7 protein-coding genes, 2 tRNA genes, 3 rRNA genes and 1 pseudogene (1 of these 13 cut by a window edge) are annotated in these 16,696 nt (G+C 59.2%); 1 reads left to right on the top strand and 12 read right to left on the bottom strand.

What is annotated here, in order from left to right:
- Positions 1 to 83 precede the first annotated feature (83 nt).
- Entirely contained in the window at positions 84 to 410 is a 327-nt protein-coding gene (locus FFI16_RS01185) for a hypothetical protein (RefSeq protein ID WP_138813844.1), read from the bottom strand.
- A gap of 97 nt (positions 411 to 507) precedes the next feature.
- Between FFI16_RS01185 and FFI16_RS01180 the strand changes: the two are divergent.
- Positions 508 to 612 (top strand): annotated as a pseudogene (locus FFI16_RS01180) (DUF3077 domain-containing protein); the annotation flags it as partial.
- A 427-nt stretch (positions 613 to 1,039) separates the two neighbouring features.
- On the opposite strand, the gene FFI16_RS01175 reads toward FFI16_RS01180, so the two are convergent.
- From FFI16_RS01175 to FFI16_RS01125, 11 genes are all read right to left on the bottom strand, one after another.
- Entirely contained in the window at positions 1,040 to 1,531 is a 492-nt protein-coding gene (locus FFI16_RS01175) for an OmpA family protein (RefSeq protein WP_065930494.1), read from the bottom strand.
- A 4-nt stretch (positions 1,532 to 1,535) separates the two neighbouring features.
- Positions 1,536 to 2,798, bottom strand: coding sequence for a diguanylate cyclase domain-containing protein (locus tag FFI16_RS01170; RefSeq protein WP_138813843.1), 1,263 nt, complete (start codon positions 2,796 to 2,798; stop codon positions 1,536 to 1,538).
- Positions 2,795 to 3,361 (bottom strand): YfiR family protein, encoded by a 567-nt coding sequence (locus FFI16_RS01165; RefSeq protein ID WP_138813842.1) that lies wholly within the window; start codon positions 3,359 to 3,361, stop codon positions 2,795 to 2,797. The genes FFI16_RS01170 and FFI16_RS01165 overlap by 4 nt, the downstream gene beginning before the upstream one ends.
- Before the next feature lie 142 nt (positions 3,362 to 3,503).
- Positions 3,504 to 5,573: an exodeoxyribonuclease V subunit alpha gene (gene recD, locus FFI16_RS01160; RefSeq protein ID WP_138813841.1), complete on the bottom strand. Its 2,070-nt coding sequence runs from the start codon at positions 5,571 to 5,573 to the stop codon at positions 3,504 to 3,506.
- Positions 5,570 to 9,241 carry an exodeoxyribonuclease V subunit beta gene (gene recB, locus FFI16_RS01155; protein WP_138813840.1) on the bottom strand — a complete coding sequence of 1,224 codons (3,672 nt, stop codon included), beginning with the start codon at positions 9,239 to 9,241 and terminating at the stop codon, positions 5,570 to 5,572. The genes recD and recB overlap by 4 nt, the downstream gene beginning before the upstream one ends.
- Positions 9,238 to 12,690 carry an exodeoxyribonuclease V subunit gamma gene (gene recC, locus FFI16_RS01150; RefSeq protein ID WP_138813839.1) on the bottom strand — a complete coding sequence of 1,151 codons (3,453 nt, stop codon included), beginning with the start codon at positions 12,688 to 12,690 and terminating at the stop codon, positions 9,238 to 9,240. The genes recB and recC overlap by 4 nt, the downstream gene beginning before the upstream one ends.
- A gap of 162 nt (positions 12,691 to 12,852) precedes the next feature.
- A 5S ribosomal RNA gene (gene rrf / locus FFI16_RS01145) occupies positions 12,853 to 12,968 on the bottom strand.
- A gap of 157 nt (positions 12,969 to 13,125) precedes the next feature.
- Positions 13,126 to 16,017, bottom strand: a 23S ribosomal RNA gene (locus FFI16_RS01140).
- A 237-nt stretch (positions 16,018 to 16,254) separates the two neighbouring features.
- Positions 16,255 to 16,330 (bottom strand) — tRNA-Ala (locus tag FFI16_RS01135).
- A gap of 10 nt (positions 16,331 to 16,340) precedes the next feature.
- A tRNA-Ile gene (locus FFI16_RS01130) sits at positions 16,341 to 16,417 on the bottom strand.
- Between the two features lie 122 nt (positions 16,418 to 16,539).
- Positions 16,540 to 16,696, bottom strand: a 16S ribosomal RNA gene (locus FFI16_RS01125) (it continues 1,380 nt past the right edge of the window).
- The 16S, 23S and 5S rRNA genes sit together here with 2 tRNA genes alongside, the layout of an rRNA operon.

The raw sequence follows: 16,696 nt of genomic DNA, 5'->3' as shown, positions 1-16,696 counted from the left end.
TTTTTCTTTTTGAGATAAGAACACTTCAAATGTCTAGCAGGCCATGTCTGATAACTTGCTCATTTTAGGTATCGAGACAACGCTCAAGAAAAATCGAAATGCACAGCCATGGGTGCATTTTTCGACAGCGCTAACCGTTCTGACTGATCAATCATCGCTGCATTCCGGAACGTTACGTGGCGCTTCGAATCTCGAGCCGCTATTGCCTGACTGTTACGCTGCAACGCCGAGAACATAGACGAATCAACTGTCACGTCCGCCCCGGAATAAATCAGAGCGAGTACCTCAGGATTACTGATAGGCATCGGCTTGTTGCCCGGAAGTTGAGTGGGTGTGCCTTGTAGTTCATCAACAAAGGCTGTTGCATGGCTGCACACCTCTTGGCTGAAATTACTGCCTTTTATGATCATCGAGATTCTTTAAGGTGGTTAGTTAGAGCGCCCATTTAACTAAGCCCACCACTTGCGAAAAAGCGAAACCTCATCAGCTTAGCCATCAAGATTCGTCATGAGTGTGGGTGTAGAGCAATACGCGTGGGCCGCGCATTACCTGTGTGAGATGGGCAAAGCCGTGGTGGATGATCTGACGCAAGCAATGACGCCGAGCAGCTAAGCGGACACGGCAGCAAGCTCACTGCAAAACAAAATGTGGGAGCGGGCTTGCTCGCGAAAGCGGTGGGTCAGTGAGTAAATCCTCAGCTGACCCACCGCCATCGCGGGCAAGCCCGGTTCCCACACTTGAACTGCGGCGGGCAGAGGATTCAGGTCTGGCACAAATAAGTGTGGGAGCTGGCTTGCCTGCGATGGCGGTGGGTCAGGTAGCTTGATTGTTACTGATGTACCGCATTCGCGAGCAAGCCCGCTCCCACAGTTGAAGGGTGGTGGGCACAGGATTCAGGGCTGGCACAAATGAGTGTGGGAGCTGGCTTGCCTGCGATGGCGGTGGGTCAGGCAGCTTATCTACTGCTGATACACCGCCATCGCAGGCAAGCCAGCTCCCACAGTTGACCGCATTGCCACTTTGGAACTGAGTGTGGTGCTTAGTCGGCGATCACGACGATCGACACGCGCCGGTTCTCCGTGCGACCCGCCACGGTGGTGTTTGACGCCACCGGTTCGCTGCTGCCCAGGCCGCGTAGTTGGATGTTTTCTTCTTTCATGCCCACGCCGGTCAGCACCTTGCCCACGCTTTTGGCGCGGCGCAGGGACAGTTGCTGGTTGTAGGTTTCTTTGCCGGAGGCGTCGGTGTGGCCGTCGACGCGCACGCGTTCGATGCCGGCGCCCGTCAGGGCTTTGCCGATGCGTTCGACGATGTCGGTGCTGGCTTTATTGAGGCTTTCCACATCGCTGCCGAACAGCACTTTGCCGGACAGGCCGAACGCCCAACCTTCGTCAGTCAGTTCAAAGCCTTGCTGTTTAAGTACGGCGATTTGCGCCGGGCTCAGGCCTTTGGGTGGCGGCGTCTGGCAGCCGCCGAGGGCCAGGAAGGCCACCAGCAAAGTGATAAACAGAACACGCGTTTTAGAGAACAAGGGATCAACTCCTGTGTTGAACATTGGCAGCGGTAGGCTCCGCCTCCGCCGTTTGCTGGCTGCCTTGGGACAGCCGCTTGGCTTGGTACATGGCCGCGTCGGCGGCATTGAGCAAGGTGCCGGGAGTGGCGCCATGATCGGGGTAGATGGCGATGCCGATACTGAGGGAGGTCAACACCTGTTCGTTGCCGGGCAATGGGATCGGCTTGTCCATGCTGGCAATGATCTTATCGGCGATGCGCTGGGCATCCTCGGCCTTGTGCAGCGGCGCCAGCAGGATCGCGAATTCATCACCGCCCAGGCGCGCCACCAGGTCATCCTCACGCAGTTGCGCGCGCACGCGCTCGGCGACGGCGACCAGCACGGCATCGCCGGCGGCGTGGCCGAAGTTGTCGTTGATGTCTTTGAAGCGGTCGCTGTCGAGGAACAGCACCGCCACCTTCTCATTGACCTTGGCGGCGCTGCGCAACGCACGGATCATGCGGCCCTCGAAAAACGCGCGATTGGGCAAGCCGGTGAGGCTGTCGTGGCTGGCCTGGTGCGCGAGGGTTTCATTTTCACTTTGCAGGTGGCTTTGCCAGGCTTCCATCTCGCCGAGCAGGGCGTTGAAGTCGCTGCCGAGGCTGTCGAGTTCGGCGATCTGCGCCGGTGGCACGCGCCGGTCGAAATCGCGCTCGCTGCGGGCGGCGTGGGCCACGGCGGCAAGGCTTTGCAGCGGTTGGGTGATGCCCTGCAACAGACGCCGCGCCAGGTACAACGCGACCCAGGCGCTGAGCGCGGTACAGATCAGAATCCCGGCCAGGCCGCTGAGTAAAAAGCGCAGCAGGCTGCCACCGTGGCCGACCAAGTGAATACTGCCGACGGGTTGGCCCTGGTGCAGGATCGGCTGGCTGATCGGCTGTTCAAGCAGGGTGTGCGCCACCGCCAGCTCAACCTTGGAGAGCATGCCGGTATCGGGCCGTATCCATTGCGCCAGCAGCTTGCCGTTGGCATCGAAGACTTCGGCCTGGGCCACTTCTTCGGTCGATGCAATCAGGCTCAGCGCTTCGGTGGCGGCGGCACTGTCGTCGAACACCACCGCAGCTTCCACGGTGTAGTTGATGGAGCGCGCGATCAGGTGCAGGTTGTGTTCGGCATACACCCGCAGCGCCAGCACGCCAAGCAGGGTCAGCGACACACTGGCCAGGGTCACGGCCACCAGTGCCAGGATCAAATGCCCACGGCCAATGACCGAACGCAAGGTCGGCCGCGCTTTTGCGGTTCTCATGGCGCTGGCGCTCGACGTCGGGACAGTTGCAACACGCTGGGGTGGATGCGCACGCCACTGCGGGCGACGGAGTCCAGGTTGACCTCAAACGACACTTGCTCATCGCCCACGCGCAGGCAGAACAGGCTGCCCACGGTGCATTGGTCGCCGCCTTCGCTGATGCTGAGCACCGGGTGACCGATCAATGAGGTGAACAGGCGGCTGCGTTCATCGGCGGAAAGTTTACCGATGTAAATGGCGTCGCAGGCGCTGACGATATCGGGGTTGTCGGCGAGCAGGCGCTTCACCACCACCGGGCGGCCAGTGGCCTGGGTGGTGCCTTTGATCAGGTCGTCGGTGTATTGGGTGGGGCCGACGATGCACAAGCGCAGTTGTGCAGGCTCCACCGGCCAACGTGCGTAACTGAGAATGCCGAGTACCACTTGAGTGACGGCTTGGGCGCGGTGATCGGCCAGGCTGGGCGTCTGCGCAAATACGCCGGGCGCGAGCAGGCATAGCACTGCCACCAGTAACATGCGTCTCCAGCTCAAACTGCGCTCTGTGGGCGAGACAGCCACGTTCATGCAGCGATTCTCTCAAATGTTTTACAGGGTGATGCCGCAACGATAGCACAGCGGCGCAAAACCCCACGAATTGGGGGTTTATCAAAGCCCGCTATTTTTTCAGAAAAATCAGGCAACTAAACCAGAAATTTTTCATGACCTATCAGTCAGTTTTATCAGGCGCAGCCTCCAACTCCAGCATCAACCCGCTCAGGCGTTTGACCTTGCGCCGCACCGCTTCTTCAAACACCCCGCCACGCGGTTCGATCAAGCTGAACCAGCGTTTGGCGCGGGTGATGCCGGTGTAGATCAGCTCTTTGGTCAGCACCGGGTTCAGCGCATCCGGCAGGATCAGCGCCGTGTGGGTGAATTCCGAGCCCTGGGATTTGTGCACGGTCATGGCGTACACGGTTTCCACATCATTCAGACGGCTGGGCAGTACAAAACGCACGCCGCCCTGGCCATCGTTGCGTGGGAAAGCCACACGCAGCACCTGTGGGCCGCCGTCACTTTCGGGCAGTTTGAGGGCGATGCCGATGTCGCCGTTCATCAAACCCAGGCCGTAGTCGTTGCGGGTCATCAGCACCGGGCGGCCTTCGTACCATTGGTCATCGCCTTCGATCAGCCGCACTTTGCGCAAGGCGGCGGTGATGCGCTGGTTTAAACCTTCCACGCCCCACGGGCCTTTGCGCACGGCGCAGAGCAGTTGGAAGGCGTCGAAGGCTTGCAGCAGTTGCTGCGCCCAATGGGTCCAGGCGAGGTCTTCGCGCGGGGTGTCGAGGGCCGGGCGCGCGCTGTGCAGCAGGTTGAGGTAATAGCGATAACCTTGGGCTTCGTCGCCCTGCCCGTCCAGCACCAGGCGCTCAAGGGCGTGGTCATGTTCGCCCTTGAGGCTGAGGCAGAACAGGTCGCTGTGGCTACGCGCGGCAAGCAGTTTGCGCGCCTCTTCGGCGTTTTGCTGGTTAACCCAGCGCGCCAATTGGCCGATGCCACTGCCTTCGCCGAAACGTCGCGAGTAGCGCAGCATGACCACTTGCTGGGCGAGCGGATGACTGCCATCGAGGTCTTCCTGCAGGCCGCTGACGCTGAGGTCTTCGCCGCTGACCGCTTGCAGCCAGTGGCGCGTGTCGGGGCTGTACCAGCCGGCTTCGGCATCACGGCATAGGTCGCCGAGCACCGCGCCGGCTTCTACCGAGGCGAGTTGGTCTTTGTCACCGAGCAATACCAGGCGTGCGTGGGGCGGTAAGGCGTCCAGCAGGTTGGCCATCATTTCCAGGTCGATCATCGAGGCTTCGTCCACCACCAGCACGTCCAATGGCAACGGGTTGCCGAGGTGATGGCGAAAATGTCGCGTGCCAGGGCGGCTGCCGAGCAGACGGTGAACCGTGGTGACCTGGGTGGGGATTTTTTCCCGCACGCTGTCGGGCACATTCAGCGACAACACTTGCTGGCTGATGGATTCGGTGAGGCGTGCGGCGGCTTTGCCGGTGGGCGCGGCGAGGCGGATGCGCAATGGGCTGTTGGCCTCTACGGCCGGGGCCTGCAGCAGCGCGAGCAAGCGCACGACGGTGGTGGTTTTGCCGGTGCCGGGGCCGCCGGTAACGATGCTGAAGGCACCGCGTGTGGCCAGGGCGCAGGCGAGTTTTTGCCAGTCGATCACGCCGTCCGGCGGCGGTTGATCGAACAAGGTGTTCAGGCGCTGCGGCAAATCAGTGGCGACGGTTTCCTGGGTGGCCAGGCGCAGGCGCAACGCCGTGTCGATGCGCCGTTCGTAGGTCCAGTAGCGGCGCAAATACAGGCGTTTGCCGGACAGTACCAGCGGGCGGCTTTGGGCCGATTCACTGCCATCGACAGCCAGCGCGACCAAGTGGCTGGCGGCCAGCGCATGGCACCAGTGGGCGCCATCAAGGCCGTCGAGCAATTGCGAGGGCAGCAGCATGGCGCCGGTTTGCAGGTCGCCTTCGGGGGGCAATGACAGGGCAAAGTCGGGCGCTTTAAGGGTTTCGAACAGGTCCAGGCAGACGTGGCCATGGCCCAGTTGGTGGCTGGTCAATGCGGCGGCCAGTAATACCAGCGGGTCGGCCTGCGGGTCGAGTTCGTGGAGGAAGCCGACGAAGGCTTTGTCCAATGCGCGCAGCCAGCCACGGTCAACCCAGCGCTCCAACAGTTGCAGCAGGTCGGCAGCGCGGCTGAGGGGCATCAGCTCCTCAAGCGGTAATGGCGACAGGCTCATAGCAGCACTCCTTGTTCCCAGGCGGGCTCAACCTTGGGCGGGATGGGTTTGCCCTGGAACAGCAGGTCCAAGCCTTCGATCAGCTCCCGTGGGGGCCGGGTGAAATACGCGCCTTGGCTGGTGGCCTGGGTGCCACGCAGGAACAGGTACAGCGCGCCGCCGATATGGCGGTCGTAGTCGTAATCCGGCAGGCGTGCCTTCAACTGGCGGTGCAGGGCCAGCAGGTAAAGTACGTATTGCAGGTCGTACCGATGCTCAAGGATCGACTGTTCCATGGCGTCCTGGGTGTAGGCTGAATCGTCAGGGCCGAGCCAGTTGGATTTGTAGTCGGCCACGTAATAGCGGCCGTCGTGTTCGAACGTAAGGTCGATAAACCCCTTGAACATACCGTTGAGCAGCACCGATTCGGCGGCCACTCGGGACACGCCGTTGTGGGTGTATTGGCACACCAGCTTGTCGAGGGCCAGCACGTCGACTTTGTGGCTGGCGAACCAGAACTCCATTTCGATCTGGTAGTGCTGCAGGCTGCTGAGGGCGACTAGATCGTTATCTACCGGCAGCGGCGTTTGCAGCAAATGGCCGAGCCAGCCGCTGAGGGTGACGATCCAGCCTTCCCAGTTGCGCCGATTACAGCGGGCGCCCACGGCTTTTTCGATGGCCTCGGGCGTCACGTTGAAGCCTTCCTGACCCGCCCATTCCAACAGGCCATGGAGAAAGGTGCCGGGGTTAGGGCCACGTGGGAAACGGTGAATGTCGCCGCCAGACGCTGCCACTTCACGCGGTGCGTCGGGGTCGAGGCGTTCGTCGTCAAACAGCTTCTGGGCTTGTGGGCTTTCTGGTGCTTCCAGGGTGGCGGCGCTCATGCTGTCGCCAATTCTTAGCGCACTGTAAGAAGCGATCCACCAATTTTCAGCGGCCTTGCGCTTGGGCAGTAGCGGTGCAAGCAAGGTGGCCTCGTTGCGTGGTGGGTGAAACAGGCTGTCTTGCGCGTCGGGCACGTGGGTGTAGTGGATGGCAGCGCAGCCCTCCTGCAAGTCCAGCAGCCAGCGCGCCAGACCGGCGGATTCGCCCAACGAGGCACCGGCGCCGAGCAGATAACCCAGCGCGGACAGGTGCAAGACCGAGCTGCTGTTATTGCCACGCTTGAGGTCGGCAATGCCCAACCAGCACGCGTGTTTGGCACGCGTGAGGGCGACGTAGAACAAACGCAGGTCTTCGGCCAGGCGCTCGTCGTCGGCTTGGGCAATCAGCTCGGCGGTGGGCCGCAGGCTGACTTGGGATTTGCCATGTTCGTCGTGGTAATGCAGCGGCAAGCGGCTGCCATCCACCGGCTTGGCCGAGCAGATAAAGGGCAGGAAGACCAGGTCGTATTCCAGTCCCTTGGATTTGTGGATGGTCACCACCTTGACCAGTTGCTCGTCGCTTTCCAGGCGCAGAATCTGTTCTTCACCGGCCTGCCCCGACAGCGCCAGGTGTTCGGCCAGGTGGCGTATCAGCGCCTGTTCGCCGTCCAGCTCTGACGCGGCCTGTTGCAGCAGTTCGCTCAGGTGCAACAGGTTGGTCAATACGCGCTCGCCGTCACTGCGGGCGATCAGGGTTTGCGGCAGTTTGAAATCATGCAACAGGCGTCGCAGCATCGGCAGCACGCCTTGTGTGCGCCAGATCGCGCGATAACCACGGAACTGCATTACGCGGGTTTCCCACGCCAGTTCGTCCTGGTTCAGACGCTCCAGTTCCGCCAGTGACAGGTTCAGGGTGACGCAGGCCAGGGCGGCGCGCAGTGGGCGCTCGACGTCCGGCTCGGCGCAGGCCTTGAGCCAGGCCAGCAGGTCGTGGGCTTCCTGGGCGGCGAATACCGAGTCCTTGTCAGACAGATAAACGCTCCGTACACCCCGGGCGGCCAGTTCGGCGCGCACGGCTTGGGCTTCCTTGCCGTCGCGCACCAGGATGGCGATGTCTGACGGGAGTACGCCTTTAAAGCTGTCAGCTTTTACGAATCCGGCCGTGCCTTGCTGCCCACCATTGAGCAACTCAACAATTTGTGTGGCACAGGCGGCTGCCAGTTGTTGGCGATAGACCGCGTTGGAAATCGGCTGATCGGTGGGCAGGTGCCAGAGGTTCATCGCCGGCAGGGTTTGACCATCGACTTGCAACTGCTCTTTGCGGCCTTGGGACAACACCGAGTGGAACGGCACCGGGTTGTCGCCATTCGGCTCACGGAACAGGAACGCGCCCCGGCCGGTTTCGGCACGCTGGAACACATGGTTGACCGCTTCGACCATCGCATGGCTGGAACGGAAGTTGGTGCCCAGAGTGTGATGGCGGCCGGTGGTGGACTGGCGGGCGCGCAGGTAGGTGTAGATGTCGGCGCCACGGAAGGCGTAGATCGCTTGCTTGGGGTCGCCGATCAGGAACAGGCCACTGTCGAGGTGGTTGTCTTCGATACGGTAGATGCTGTCGAAGATGCTGTATTGCACCGGGTCGGTGTCCTGGAATTCGTCGATCAGAGCGACCGGGAACTGCTCACGGATCACGCTGGCCAAGCGCTCGCCGCCGTCCGTTTGAAGGGCGGCATTGAGGCGGATCAGCATGTCGTCGAAGCCCATTTCGGCGCGGCGGCGTTTTTCTTCTTCGAAGCGTTTACCGACCCAACCGGCGGCGTGTTGCAACACGGCGGCGTCGGGCGTTGGCAGCGCGTCTAGGCTGGCCTTGAGGCTGGCCATGGCGTCGATGCCGGGGTGGCGCGGCGGCTCGCCCTTCCAGGCTTCGGCCATGCCATCGGGCGTGAGGCGGGTGAAGCCGGTGCCGATGTCGAGTTGTTCGAGGGTTTCGTCAGCGGCCCAGGCGCTGATCTTTTCGAACCAGGGTTCGAAGTAGCGTGCTTGCATCTTGCGGCCGTCGACGGCTTTGGCGGCGACGGCTTGCAGGCAGATATCGCGCAGTTCGATGGCCCATTGCTGCCAGGGCGCTTTGATGTTTATCAGCGCTTCGCGGCGTTCTTGCAAGCAGGCGCTGATCAGTTCGGCCGGTTCGCGCGTCTCGTCGGTAGGCCGTTCGCTGCCGAACAGCGCGCGCACGCGTGGCATCAGCGCGGCGGGGCCGCTCCAGTTTTTGCGTACCCAGTTGAGCGCGTCGTCGTGCATCGGGTAGCAGAACAGCCGCCAGTAATCGCGCAGTACTTCGCCGAGCAGGTCGCTGTGGTCGGTTTCCAGGGTCTGGGTGAACAGGCTGCCGCTGTCGAATGCGTGTTCACGCAGCATGCGCTGGCACCAACTGTGGATGGTCGAGACCGCAGCTTCGTCCATCCATTGGGCGGCGATGTCCAGGCGGTTGGCACAGGCTGGCCATTGCTCGGGCAGGTATTGGTCACGCAGGTCGGCGATCAGTGCGTCCGGTTGCTCGATTTCGTCGCGAAAGAACCGCGCAGCTTCGGCCAGGCGGATGCGGATGCGTTCGCGCAGCTCTTTGGTGGCGGCGTCAGTGAAGGTCACCACCAGGATTTGCGGTGGCAGCAGTTCGCGAACGAAACCGGATTCGTCACCACCGTGGCCAAGCACCAGGCGCAGGTACAGGGCGGAAATGGTGAAAGTCTTGCCGGTGCCAGCGCTGGCTTCAATCAGCTGGCTGCCTTTGAGTGGGAAGGCCAGGGCCAAAGGTTTACTGATCATGCGCCGGCCTCCTCGCTGCTGAGTGATCGCCATGGGGCGTTAAGCAAGGGGCGATACAGGGTTTCGGCCCAACCTTCGAATTCTTCGCTGGCGATGAGCGTGGCGTAATCCGGGAATTGGCGGGTGAGCGCCGGGGTTTCGCGGCGTTCGCCGTCGGTGGTCAGGCCATCGCCTTCATAGGCTTTGCTGGCGGCTGCCTGGGCCTTGTCCGGGTCGGTTTGGCCGAGCCAGGCGAAGGCGGTTTTCACCGCTACGGGCAGCGGTTTGCGCATGCCGGTGTGCCAGGCCAGTAACAGGTTGCCGAGTATTTCCTGGGCGATGTTTTTTTCCAGCGGGGCCAGCAGCAGGGTGTCGTCACTGGCGACCAGCCCGGTACTGAGTGGCAAGCCGCAAGCGCAGGCCACCACATGATTGACCCATGGGCGGATCAGGCGATGCCACTTGCGGGTCTTGATCGAGCCGATGCTGTTGGGGATGGTGGTGACGCTTAACAATCCACCATCGCTGCGCCGATGCAGGCCACTGATCCAACCTTCCAGCTCAATGCCTTGATGCTCAAAACTGATCGGTTCGGCCGCGGTTTGTGGCGTGGGCCAGAGCGCCAGTAAGTGTTGATAACGCTGCAATAGATCGGGCAATGGCTCGACCAATTCATTACGCAGGCATTCGCCGAAACCGACCATGGGCAGCAGGCCACTGCCTTGCAGGCGCAGGGCTTGGGCATTCAGGGCCTGGTCTATGTGATCGAGCTGGGCCAAGGCTGCATTGAGCAGGCTGTCGCTGAGGCTGTAGCGTTGCAACGCATCGAGAACGAAAGGCTCTTCATCAGCCAGCGGTACTTCAGCGGCCTCGAAGAACACTTTCAGACGCTGGCTGAAGAAGTGTTTGACCGGGTTGCGCACAAAGTCCTGCAACTGGCCGAGGCTCAAGGGCTCTTCCTGGTGATGCTCTGCCAAGTGTTCTTCTGTGGCGGTGGCCAAAGGTGCTTGATGGAGCAATTGCCATTCGCGGGCGTAGCTGAACAGTGCATCACCTTCGTGGAAATAGCGGGCGCTGAAGGGTTGGAGTGGGTGCTCCTGGGTCATGGCCTCCAGCAGGGGTTCTTGTGTGTCTGCGTTGTGCCAGCCGCTGGCGAGGTGGTCACGCAGTTGGCCGATCAACACCGAGGCCGGGCGGTCGCTGTTGTCGCGGATGCTGCGGCCTACCCAGCTGATGTAGAGCTGATCGCGGGCCGATAGCAGGGCTTCGAGCAGCAGGTAGCGGTCGTCTTCGCGGCGTGAGCGGTCGCCGGGGCGGTAGTCGCTGCCCATCAGGTCGAAGTCCAGCGGCGGTTGGGCACGCGGGTAATCGCCGTCGTTCATGCCGAGCAGGCAGACCAGCTTGAACGGGATGGCACGCATGGGCATCAGGGTGCAGAAATTGACAGCCCCCGCGAGGAAGCGCTGGGACAGGCGGCCTTGGTCGAGGCCGGCGAGCCAGGCTTCGCGGACTACGGTAAGGGGTAACTCGTCCTGCAGGCCAACGGACTCGCAGGTTTCCAGCCAGTCTTCTCGCAACTGTTCGAGCTGGCCGAGCAGATACTCGTCGTGCTCGCTGCTGGGCAGGAAGAACAGCTGCATCAAGCGTTGCAGGCGCTCGCCCCATTCTTGTGGGCTTGCCGGTTGTGACAAGGCTTGATGAGCGTGGTTTAGCGCATCGAGCAAGGCCACCAGTGGGCCGATCAGCGCGGCGTCGAGGCCGCCGATTTCATCGTAGGGCTCAATACCGTCACAGGCGATTCCAGTGCCCACGGCATAACCCAGCAGCATGCGGCGCAGACCGAATCGCCAGCTGTTTTGCTCCAGTTCATGGGGCAGGCCGAGGCCGGCGCGCTGTTCGGCGTTGAGGCCCCAACGGATGCCGGCGCCTTCGATCCAGCGATGCAGCGTGGGCAGGTCGCGCTCCTTGATGGCAAAACGTTCGCGAAGCGCGGGGACGTCGAGCAGGTCGAGGATTTCGCTGACGGGGAAACGGCTGTCCGGGAGTTTCAGCAGGTGTTCGACGGCGATCAGCAGCGGATCGCGGCCGCGTTGGCCTTGGTCGGTGAGGGTGAACGGGATGAAGCGCGGGTCGTTGCGTTCAAGCTGACCGAAGACCGCGCGGATGTGCGGCGCGTAGCTGTCGACGTCGGGGACCATGACGATGATGTCCCGCGGGCGCAGTGCTGGGTCGGCGCTGAAGCGTTGGAGCAATTGGTCGTGGAGAATCTCTACTTCACGTTGGGCGCTGTGGGCGATGTGAAAGCGGATGGAGCTGTCGTGTGTTAGATCGACGCCTGGCCACATCTCACGTGTTTCATTGAGTGGGCGCAATTCGAGGATGTCGTCCTGCAACTGGTTGAGCAACGTGGTGGGCTCGCTGTCGCTGAACAGGTCGATGCGGCCATCACGGAAGGCGGCGCGGTAGCTGTTGGGGTCGTCGTAGCTGTCCAGCAGGCTAATGTAGTCACGGCCCTGTTTGCCCCAGGCGGCCAACAAGGGGTGCGCATGCTGGTGCAAGGTTTGCGGGTCGATAGTGACTGGCATGCCGGCTTTGCGCGCCTGACGTTTGTATTCGTTACGCAGTAGGTCTTTGTCGGCGACGATGTCGGACCAGTGGTGGCGGCAAGGGTTGTGTACGCACAGCAGGACTTGGCTGAAGCGTGCCAGGCCGGCGAGTGCTTCCAGCGCTTGAGCGGGCAAGGATGAAATGCCGAAAACGATGACTCGGGACGGCAGACCTTGAGGGGCTTTTTCGAGGGTGTTGATCCGCTCGATGAAACGCTGGTGAACACCGGCGCGGCTTTCGGCCATGCCCTCTGCGCCTACGTCCAGTAGCAGTGCGCGCCATAACTCTGCCTGCCAACAGTTCGCCGGGTTCAGGGGCTTTGCGTCGCCTCGGCCACTGCGCAGTTGGTGGCGGCCGGCAGCCCAATCTTCCAGCCAGTCGGCGCGGTAGACTTGGTATTGGTCGAACAAGTCGGCCAGACGTTCGGCCAGTTGATAGCGTTTGCGCAGGTCGGTGTCGTCGGTGAGAAAGCGCTGCAGGGGCTCGAAGTGCGGTTGATCGATGAGTTCCGGGAGCAGGCGCATCAGGCGCCAGGTCAGCGGGGCTTTATCGAGCAGGGACTTGGGCGGGATTTCGTCTTTGCCCAGGACCATGCGATAGAGCTGCCACATGAAGCTACCGGGCAGTTGCACATCGATAGCCGCGGCGATGCCACAGCCGCCCATATCATCTTCTTCCGGATCTTCTGCCAAGGCCAGCTTGAGCCATTGGGCAATGCCGTTGCTTTGGACCAGGGCAATTTCGTTTTCCAGAGGAGCCAACGGATAACGGCGCATCCAGCTGACTACCAGGCTGCGCAGCTCGTCCAGGCGGTTGCCGTGAACCACCATGAATCCAGCGCTGAGGGACGTCGCATCCGGCATAACGGCTTCCTTGGGAAAAGCAAAATCGAGGCATGGACTTTAGCATTGAAGGCGGTTGCAGGCTGCAAGAGGGAAACGCTTGATACGTTGCGTGCCCACAATTTTCGACCGTCCAAAACAAAACCCCTGATTGCGTTAGCAATCAGGGGTTTCGGAATTTAATCTTGACGATGACCTACTCTCACATGGGGAAACCCCACACTACCATCGGCGATGCATCGTTTCACTACTGAGTTCGGGATGGGATCAGGTGGTTCCAATGCTCTATGGTCGTCAAGAAATTCGGGTACTGAGTCGTAGCCAGCTGGCTTCGCTTCAGCAAATTGGGTATGTGACAGCTTTCGGTGTTTTGTGAGCGTCGAACTTTCGGTTCATCTCGTCTTCACACACCGCAATCTGATGCTCGTTAGAGTAGTCAAATTGCTTGGGTGTTATATGGTCAAGCCTCACGGGCAATTAGTATTGGTTAGCTCAACGCCTCACAGCGCTTACACACCCAACCTATCAACGTCGTAGTCTTCGACGGCCCTTCAGGGAACTCAAGGTTCCAGTGAGATCTCATCTTGAGGCTAGTTTCCCGCTTAGATGCTTTCAGCGGTTATCTATTCCGAACATAGCTACCCGGCAATGCCACTGGCGTGACAACCGGAACACCAGAGGTTCGTCCACTCCGGTCCTCTCGTACTAGGAGCAGCCCCTCTCAAATCTCAAACGTCCACGGCAGATAGGGACCGAACTGTCTCACGACGTTCTAAACCCAGCTCGCGTACCACTTTAAATGGCGAACAGCCATACCCTTGGGACCGGCTTCAGCCCCAGGATGTGATGAGCCGACATCGAGGTGCCAAACACCGCCGTCGATATGAACTCTTGGGCGGTATCAGCCTGTTATCCCCGGAGTACCTTTTATCCGTTGAGCGATGGCCCTTCCATACAGAACCACCGGATCACTAAGACCTACTTTCGTACCTGCTCGACGTGTCTGTCTCGCAGTCAAGCGCGCTTTTGCCTTTATACTCTACGACCGATTTCCGACCGGTCTGAGCGCACCTTCGTACTCCTCCGTTACTCTTTAGGAGGAGACCGCCCCAGTCAAACTACCCACCATACACTGTCCTCGATCCGGATAACGGACCTGAGTTAGAACCTCAAAGTTGCCAGGGTGGTATTTCAAGGTTGGCTCCACGCAGACTGGCGTCCACGCTTCAAAGCCTCCCACCTATCCTACACAAGCAAATTCAAAGTCCAGTGCAAAGCTATAGTAAAGGTTCACGGGGTCTTTCCGTCTAGCCGCGGATACACTGCATCTTCACAGCGATTTCAATTTCACTGAGTCTCGGGTGGAGACAGCGCCGCCATCGTTACGCCATTCGTGCAGGTCGGAACTTACCCGACAAGGAATTTCGCTACCTTAGGACCGTTATAGTTACGGCCGCCGTTTACCGGGGCTTCGATCAAGAGCTTCGCGTTAGCTAACCCCATCAATTAACCTTCCGGCACCGGGCAGGCGTCACACCCTATACGTCCACTTTCGTGTTTGCAGAGTGCTGTGTTTTTAATAAACAGTCGCAGCGGCCTGGTATCTTCGACCGGCATGAGCTTACGGAGCAAGTCCTTCACCCTCACCGGCGCACCTTCTCCCGAAGTTACGGTGCCATTTTGCCTAGTTCCTTCACCCGAGTTCTCTCAAGCGCCTTGGTATTCTCTACCCAACCACCTGTGTCGGTTTGGGGTACGGTTCCTGGTTACCTGAAGCTTAGAAGCTTTTCTTGGAAGCATGGCATCAACCACTTCGTTAACTAAAAGTTAACTCGTCATCAGCTCTCGGCCTTAGAATCCCGGATTTACCTAAGATTCCAGCCTACCACCTTAAACTTGGACAACCAACGCCAAGCTGGCCTAGCCTTCTCCGTCCCTCCATCGCAATAACCAGAAGTACAGGAATATTAACCTGTTTTCCATCGACTACGCTTTTCAGCCTCGCCTTAGGGACCGACTAACCCTGCGTCGATTAACGTTGCGCAGGAAACCTTGGTCTTTCGGCGTGGGTGTTTTTCACACCCATTGTCGTTACTCATGTCAGCATTCGCACTTCTGATACCTCCAGCAAGCTTCTCAACTCACCTTCACAGGCTTACAGAACGCTCCTCTACCGCATCACTTACGTGATACCCGTAGCTTCGGTGTATGGTTTGAGCCCCGTTACATCTTCCGCGCAGGCCGACTCGACTAGTGAGCTATTACGCTTTCTTTAAAGGGTGGCTGCTTCTAAGCCAACCTCCTAGCTGTCTAAGCCTTCCCACATCGTTTCCCACTTAACCATAACTTTGGGACCTTAGCTGACGGTCTGGGTTGTTTCCCTTTTCACGACGGACGTTAGCACCCGCCGTGTGTCTCCCATGCTCGGCACTTGTAGGTATTCGGAGTTTGCATCGGTTTGGTAAGTCGGGATGACCCCCTAGCCGAAACAGTGCTCTACCCCCTACAGTGATACATGAGGCGCTACCTAAATAGCTTTCGAGGAGAACCAGCTATCTCCGAGCTTGATTAGCCTTTCACTCCGATCCACAGGTCATCCGCTAACTTTTCAACGGTAGTCGGTTCGGTCCTCCAGTTAGTGTTACCCAACCTTCAACCTGCCCATGGATAGATCGCCCGGTTTCGGGTCTATTCCCAGCGACTAGACGCCCTATTAAGACTCGCTTTCGCTACGCCTCCCCTATTCGGTTAAGCTCGCCACTGAAAATAAGTCGCTGACCCATTATACAAAAGGTACGCAGTCACCTAACAAAGTAGGCTCCCACTGCTTGTACGCATACGGTTTCAGGATCTATTTCACTCCCCTCTCCGGGGTTCTTTTCGCCTTTCCCTCACGGTACTAGTTCACTATCGGTCAGTCAGTAGTATTTAGCCTTGGAGGATGGTCCCCCCATATTCAGACAAAGTTTCTCGTGCTCCGTCCTACTCGATTTCATGACTAAGAGATTTTCGCGTACAGGGCTATCACCCACTATGGCCGCACTTTCCAGAGCGTTCCGCTAATCTCAAAGCCACTTAAGGGCTAGTCCCCGTTCGCTCGCCACTACTAAGGGAATCTCGGTTGATTTCTTTTCCTCAGGGTACTTAGATGTTTCAGTTCCCCTGGTTCGCCTCTTACGCCTATGTATTCAGCGTAAGATAACCATCTTATGATGGCTGGGTTCCCCCATTCAGACATCTCCGGATCAAAGTCTGTTTGCCGACTCCCCGAAGCTTTTCGCAGGCTACCACGTCTTTCATCGCCTCTGACTGCCAAGGCATCCACCGTATGCGCTTCTTCACTTGACCATATAACCCCAAGCAATCTGGTTATACTGTGAAGACAACATTCGCCGAAAATTCGAATTTCTCAATTAAGAGAACTCACAAATTTTACCTTAGCCTGATCCGTTACCAGTGAAAGTAACGTTCAGTCTATCTTTCTATCACATACCCAAATTTTTAAAGAACGATCTAATCAAAGACTAGAAATCAATATTCACTTCAGAATATTCATTTCTAAACTCTAACAGCAGAAGCAGTTAATGGTGGAGCCAAACGGGATCGAACCGTTGACCTCCTGCGTGCAAGGCAGGCGCTCTCCCAGCTGAGCTATGGCCCCATAACAAAATTGGTGGGTCTGGGCAGATTCGAACTGCCGACCTCACCCTTATCAGGGGTGCGCTCTAACCAACTGAGCTACAGACCCAATTTCGAGCGTCACTGATTAGCTAAGAGCTATCAGCTTGGAGCTTAAAGCTGCTTCTATCGTCTTCTTCAATGAATCAAGCAATTCGTGTGGGAACTTATGGAGCAGCTGATGTCGTCGATTAAGGAGGTGATCCAGCCGCAGGTTCCCCTACGGCTACCTTGTTACGACTTCACCCCAGTCATGAATCACACCGTGGTAACCGTCCTCCCGAAGGTTAGACTAGCTACTTCTGGTGCAACCCACTCCCATGGTGTGACGGGCGGTGTGTACAAGGCC

Source organism: Pseudomonas sp. KBS0710 (assembly GCF_005938045.2).
Classification (GTDB): Bacteria; Pseudomonadota; Gammaproteobacteria; order Pseudomonadales; family Pseudomonadaceae; genus Aquipseudomonas.
This window is presented reverse-complemented; position numbering and strand designations above follow the sequence as displayed.

Excerpts from the sequence above, each read along its gene's own strand:
- recB (WP_138813840.1), bottom strand. The coding sequence starts at position 9,241 with ATGATCAGTAAACCTTTGGCCCTGGCCTTCCCACTCAAAGGCAGCCAG.
- recC (WP_138813839.1), bottom strand. The coding sequence starts at position 12,690 with ATGCCGGATGCGACGTCCCTCAGCGCTGGATTCATGGTGGTTCACGGC.
- FFI16_RS01165 (WP_138813842.1), bottom strand. The coding sequence starts at position 3,361 with ATGAACGTGGCTGTCTCGCCCACAGAGCGCAGTTTGAGCTGGAGACGC.
- FFI16_RS01170 (WP_138813843.1), bottom strand. The coding sequence starts at position 2,798 with ATGAGAACCGCAAAAGCGCGGCCGACCTTGCGTTCGGTCATTGGCCGT.
- recD (WP_138813841.1), bottom strand. The coding sequence starts at position 5,573 with ATGAGCCTGTCGCCATTACCGCTTGAGGAGCTGATGCCCCTCAGCCGC.
- FFI16_RS01185 (WP_138813844.1), bottom strand. The coding sequence starts at position 410 with ATGATCATAAAAGGCAGTAATTTCAGCCAAGAGGTGTGCAGCCATGCA.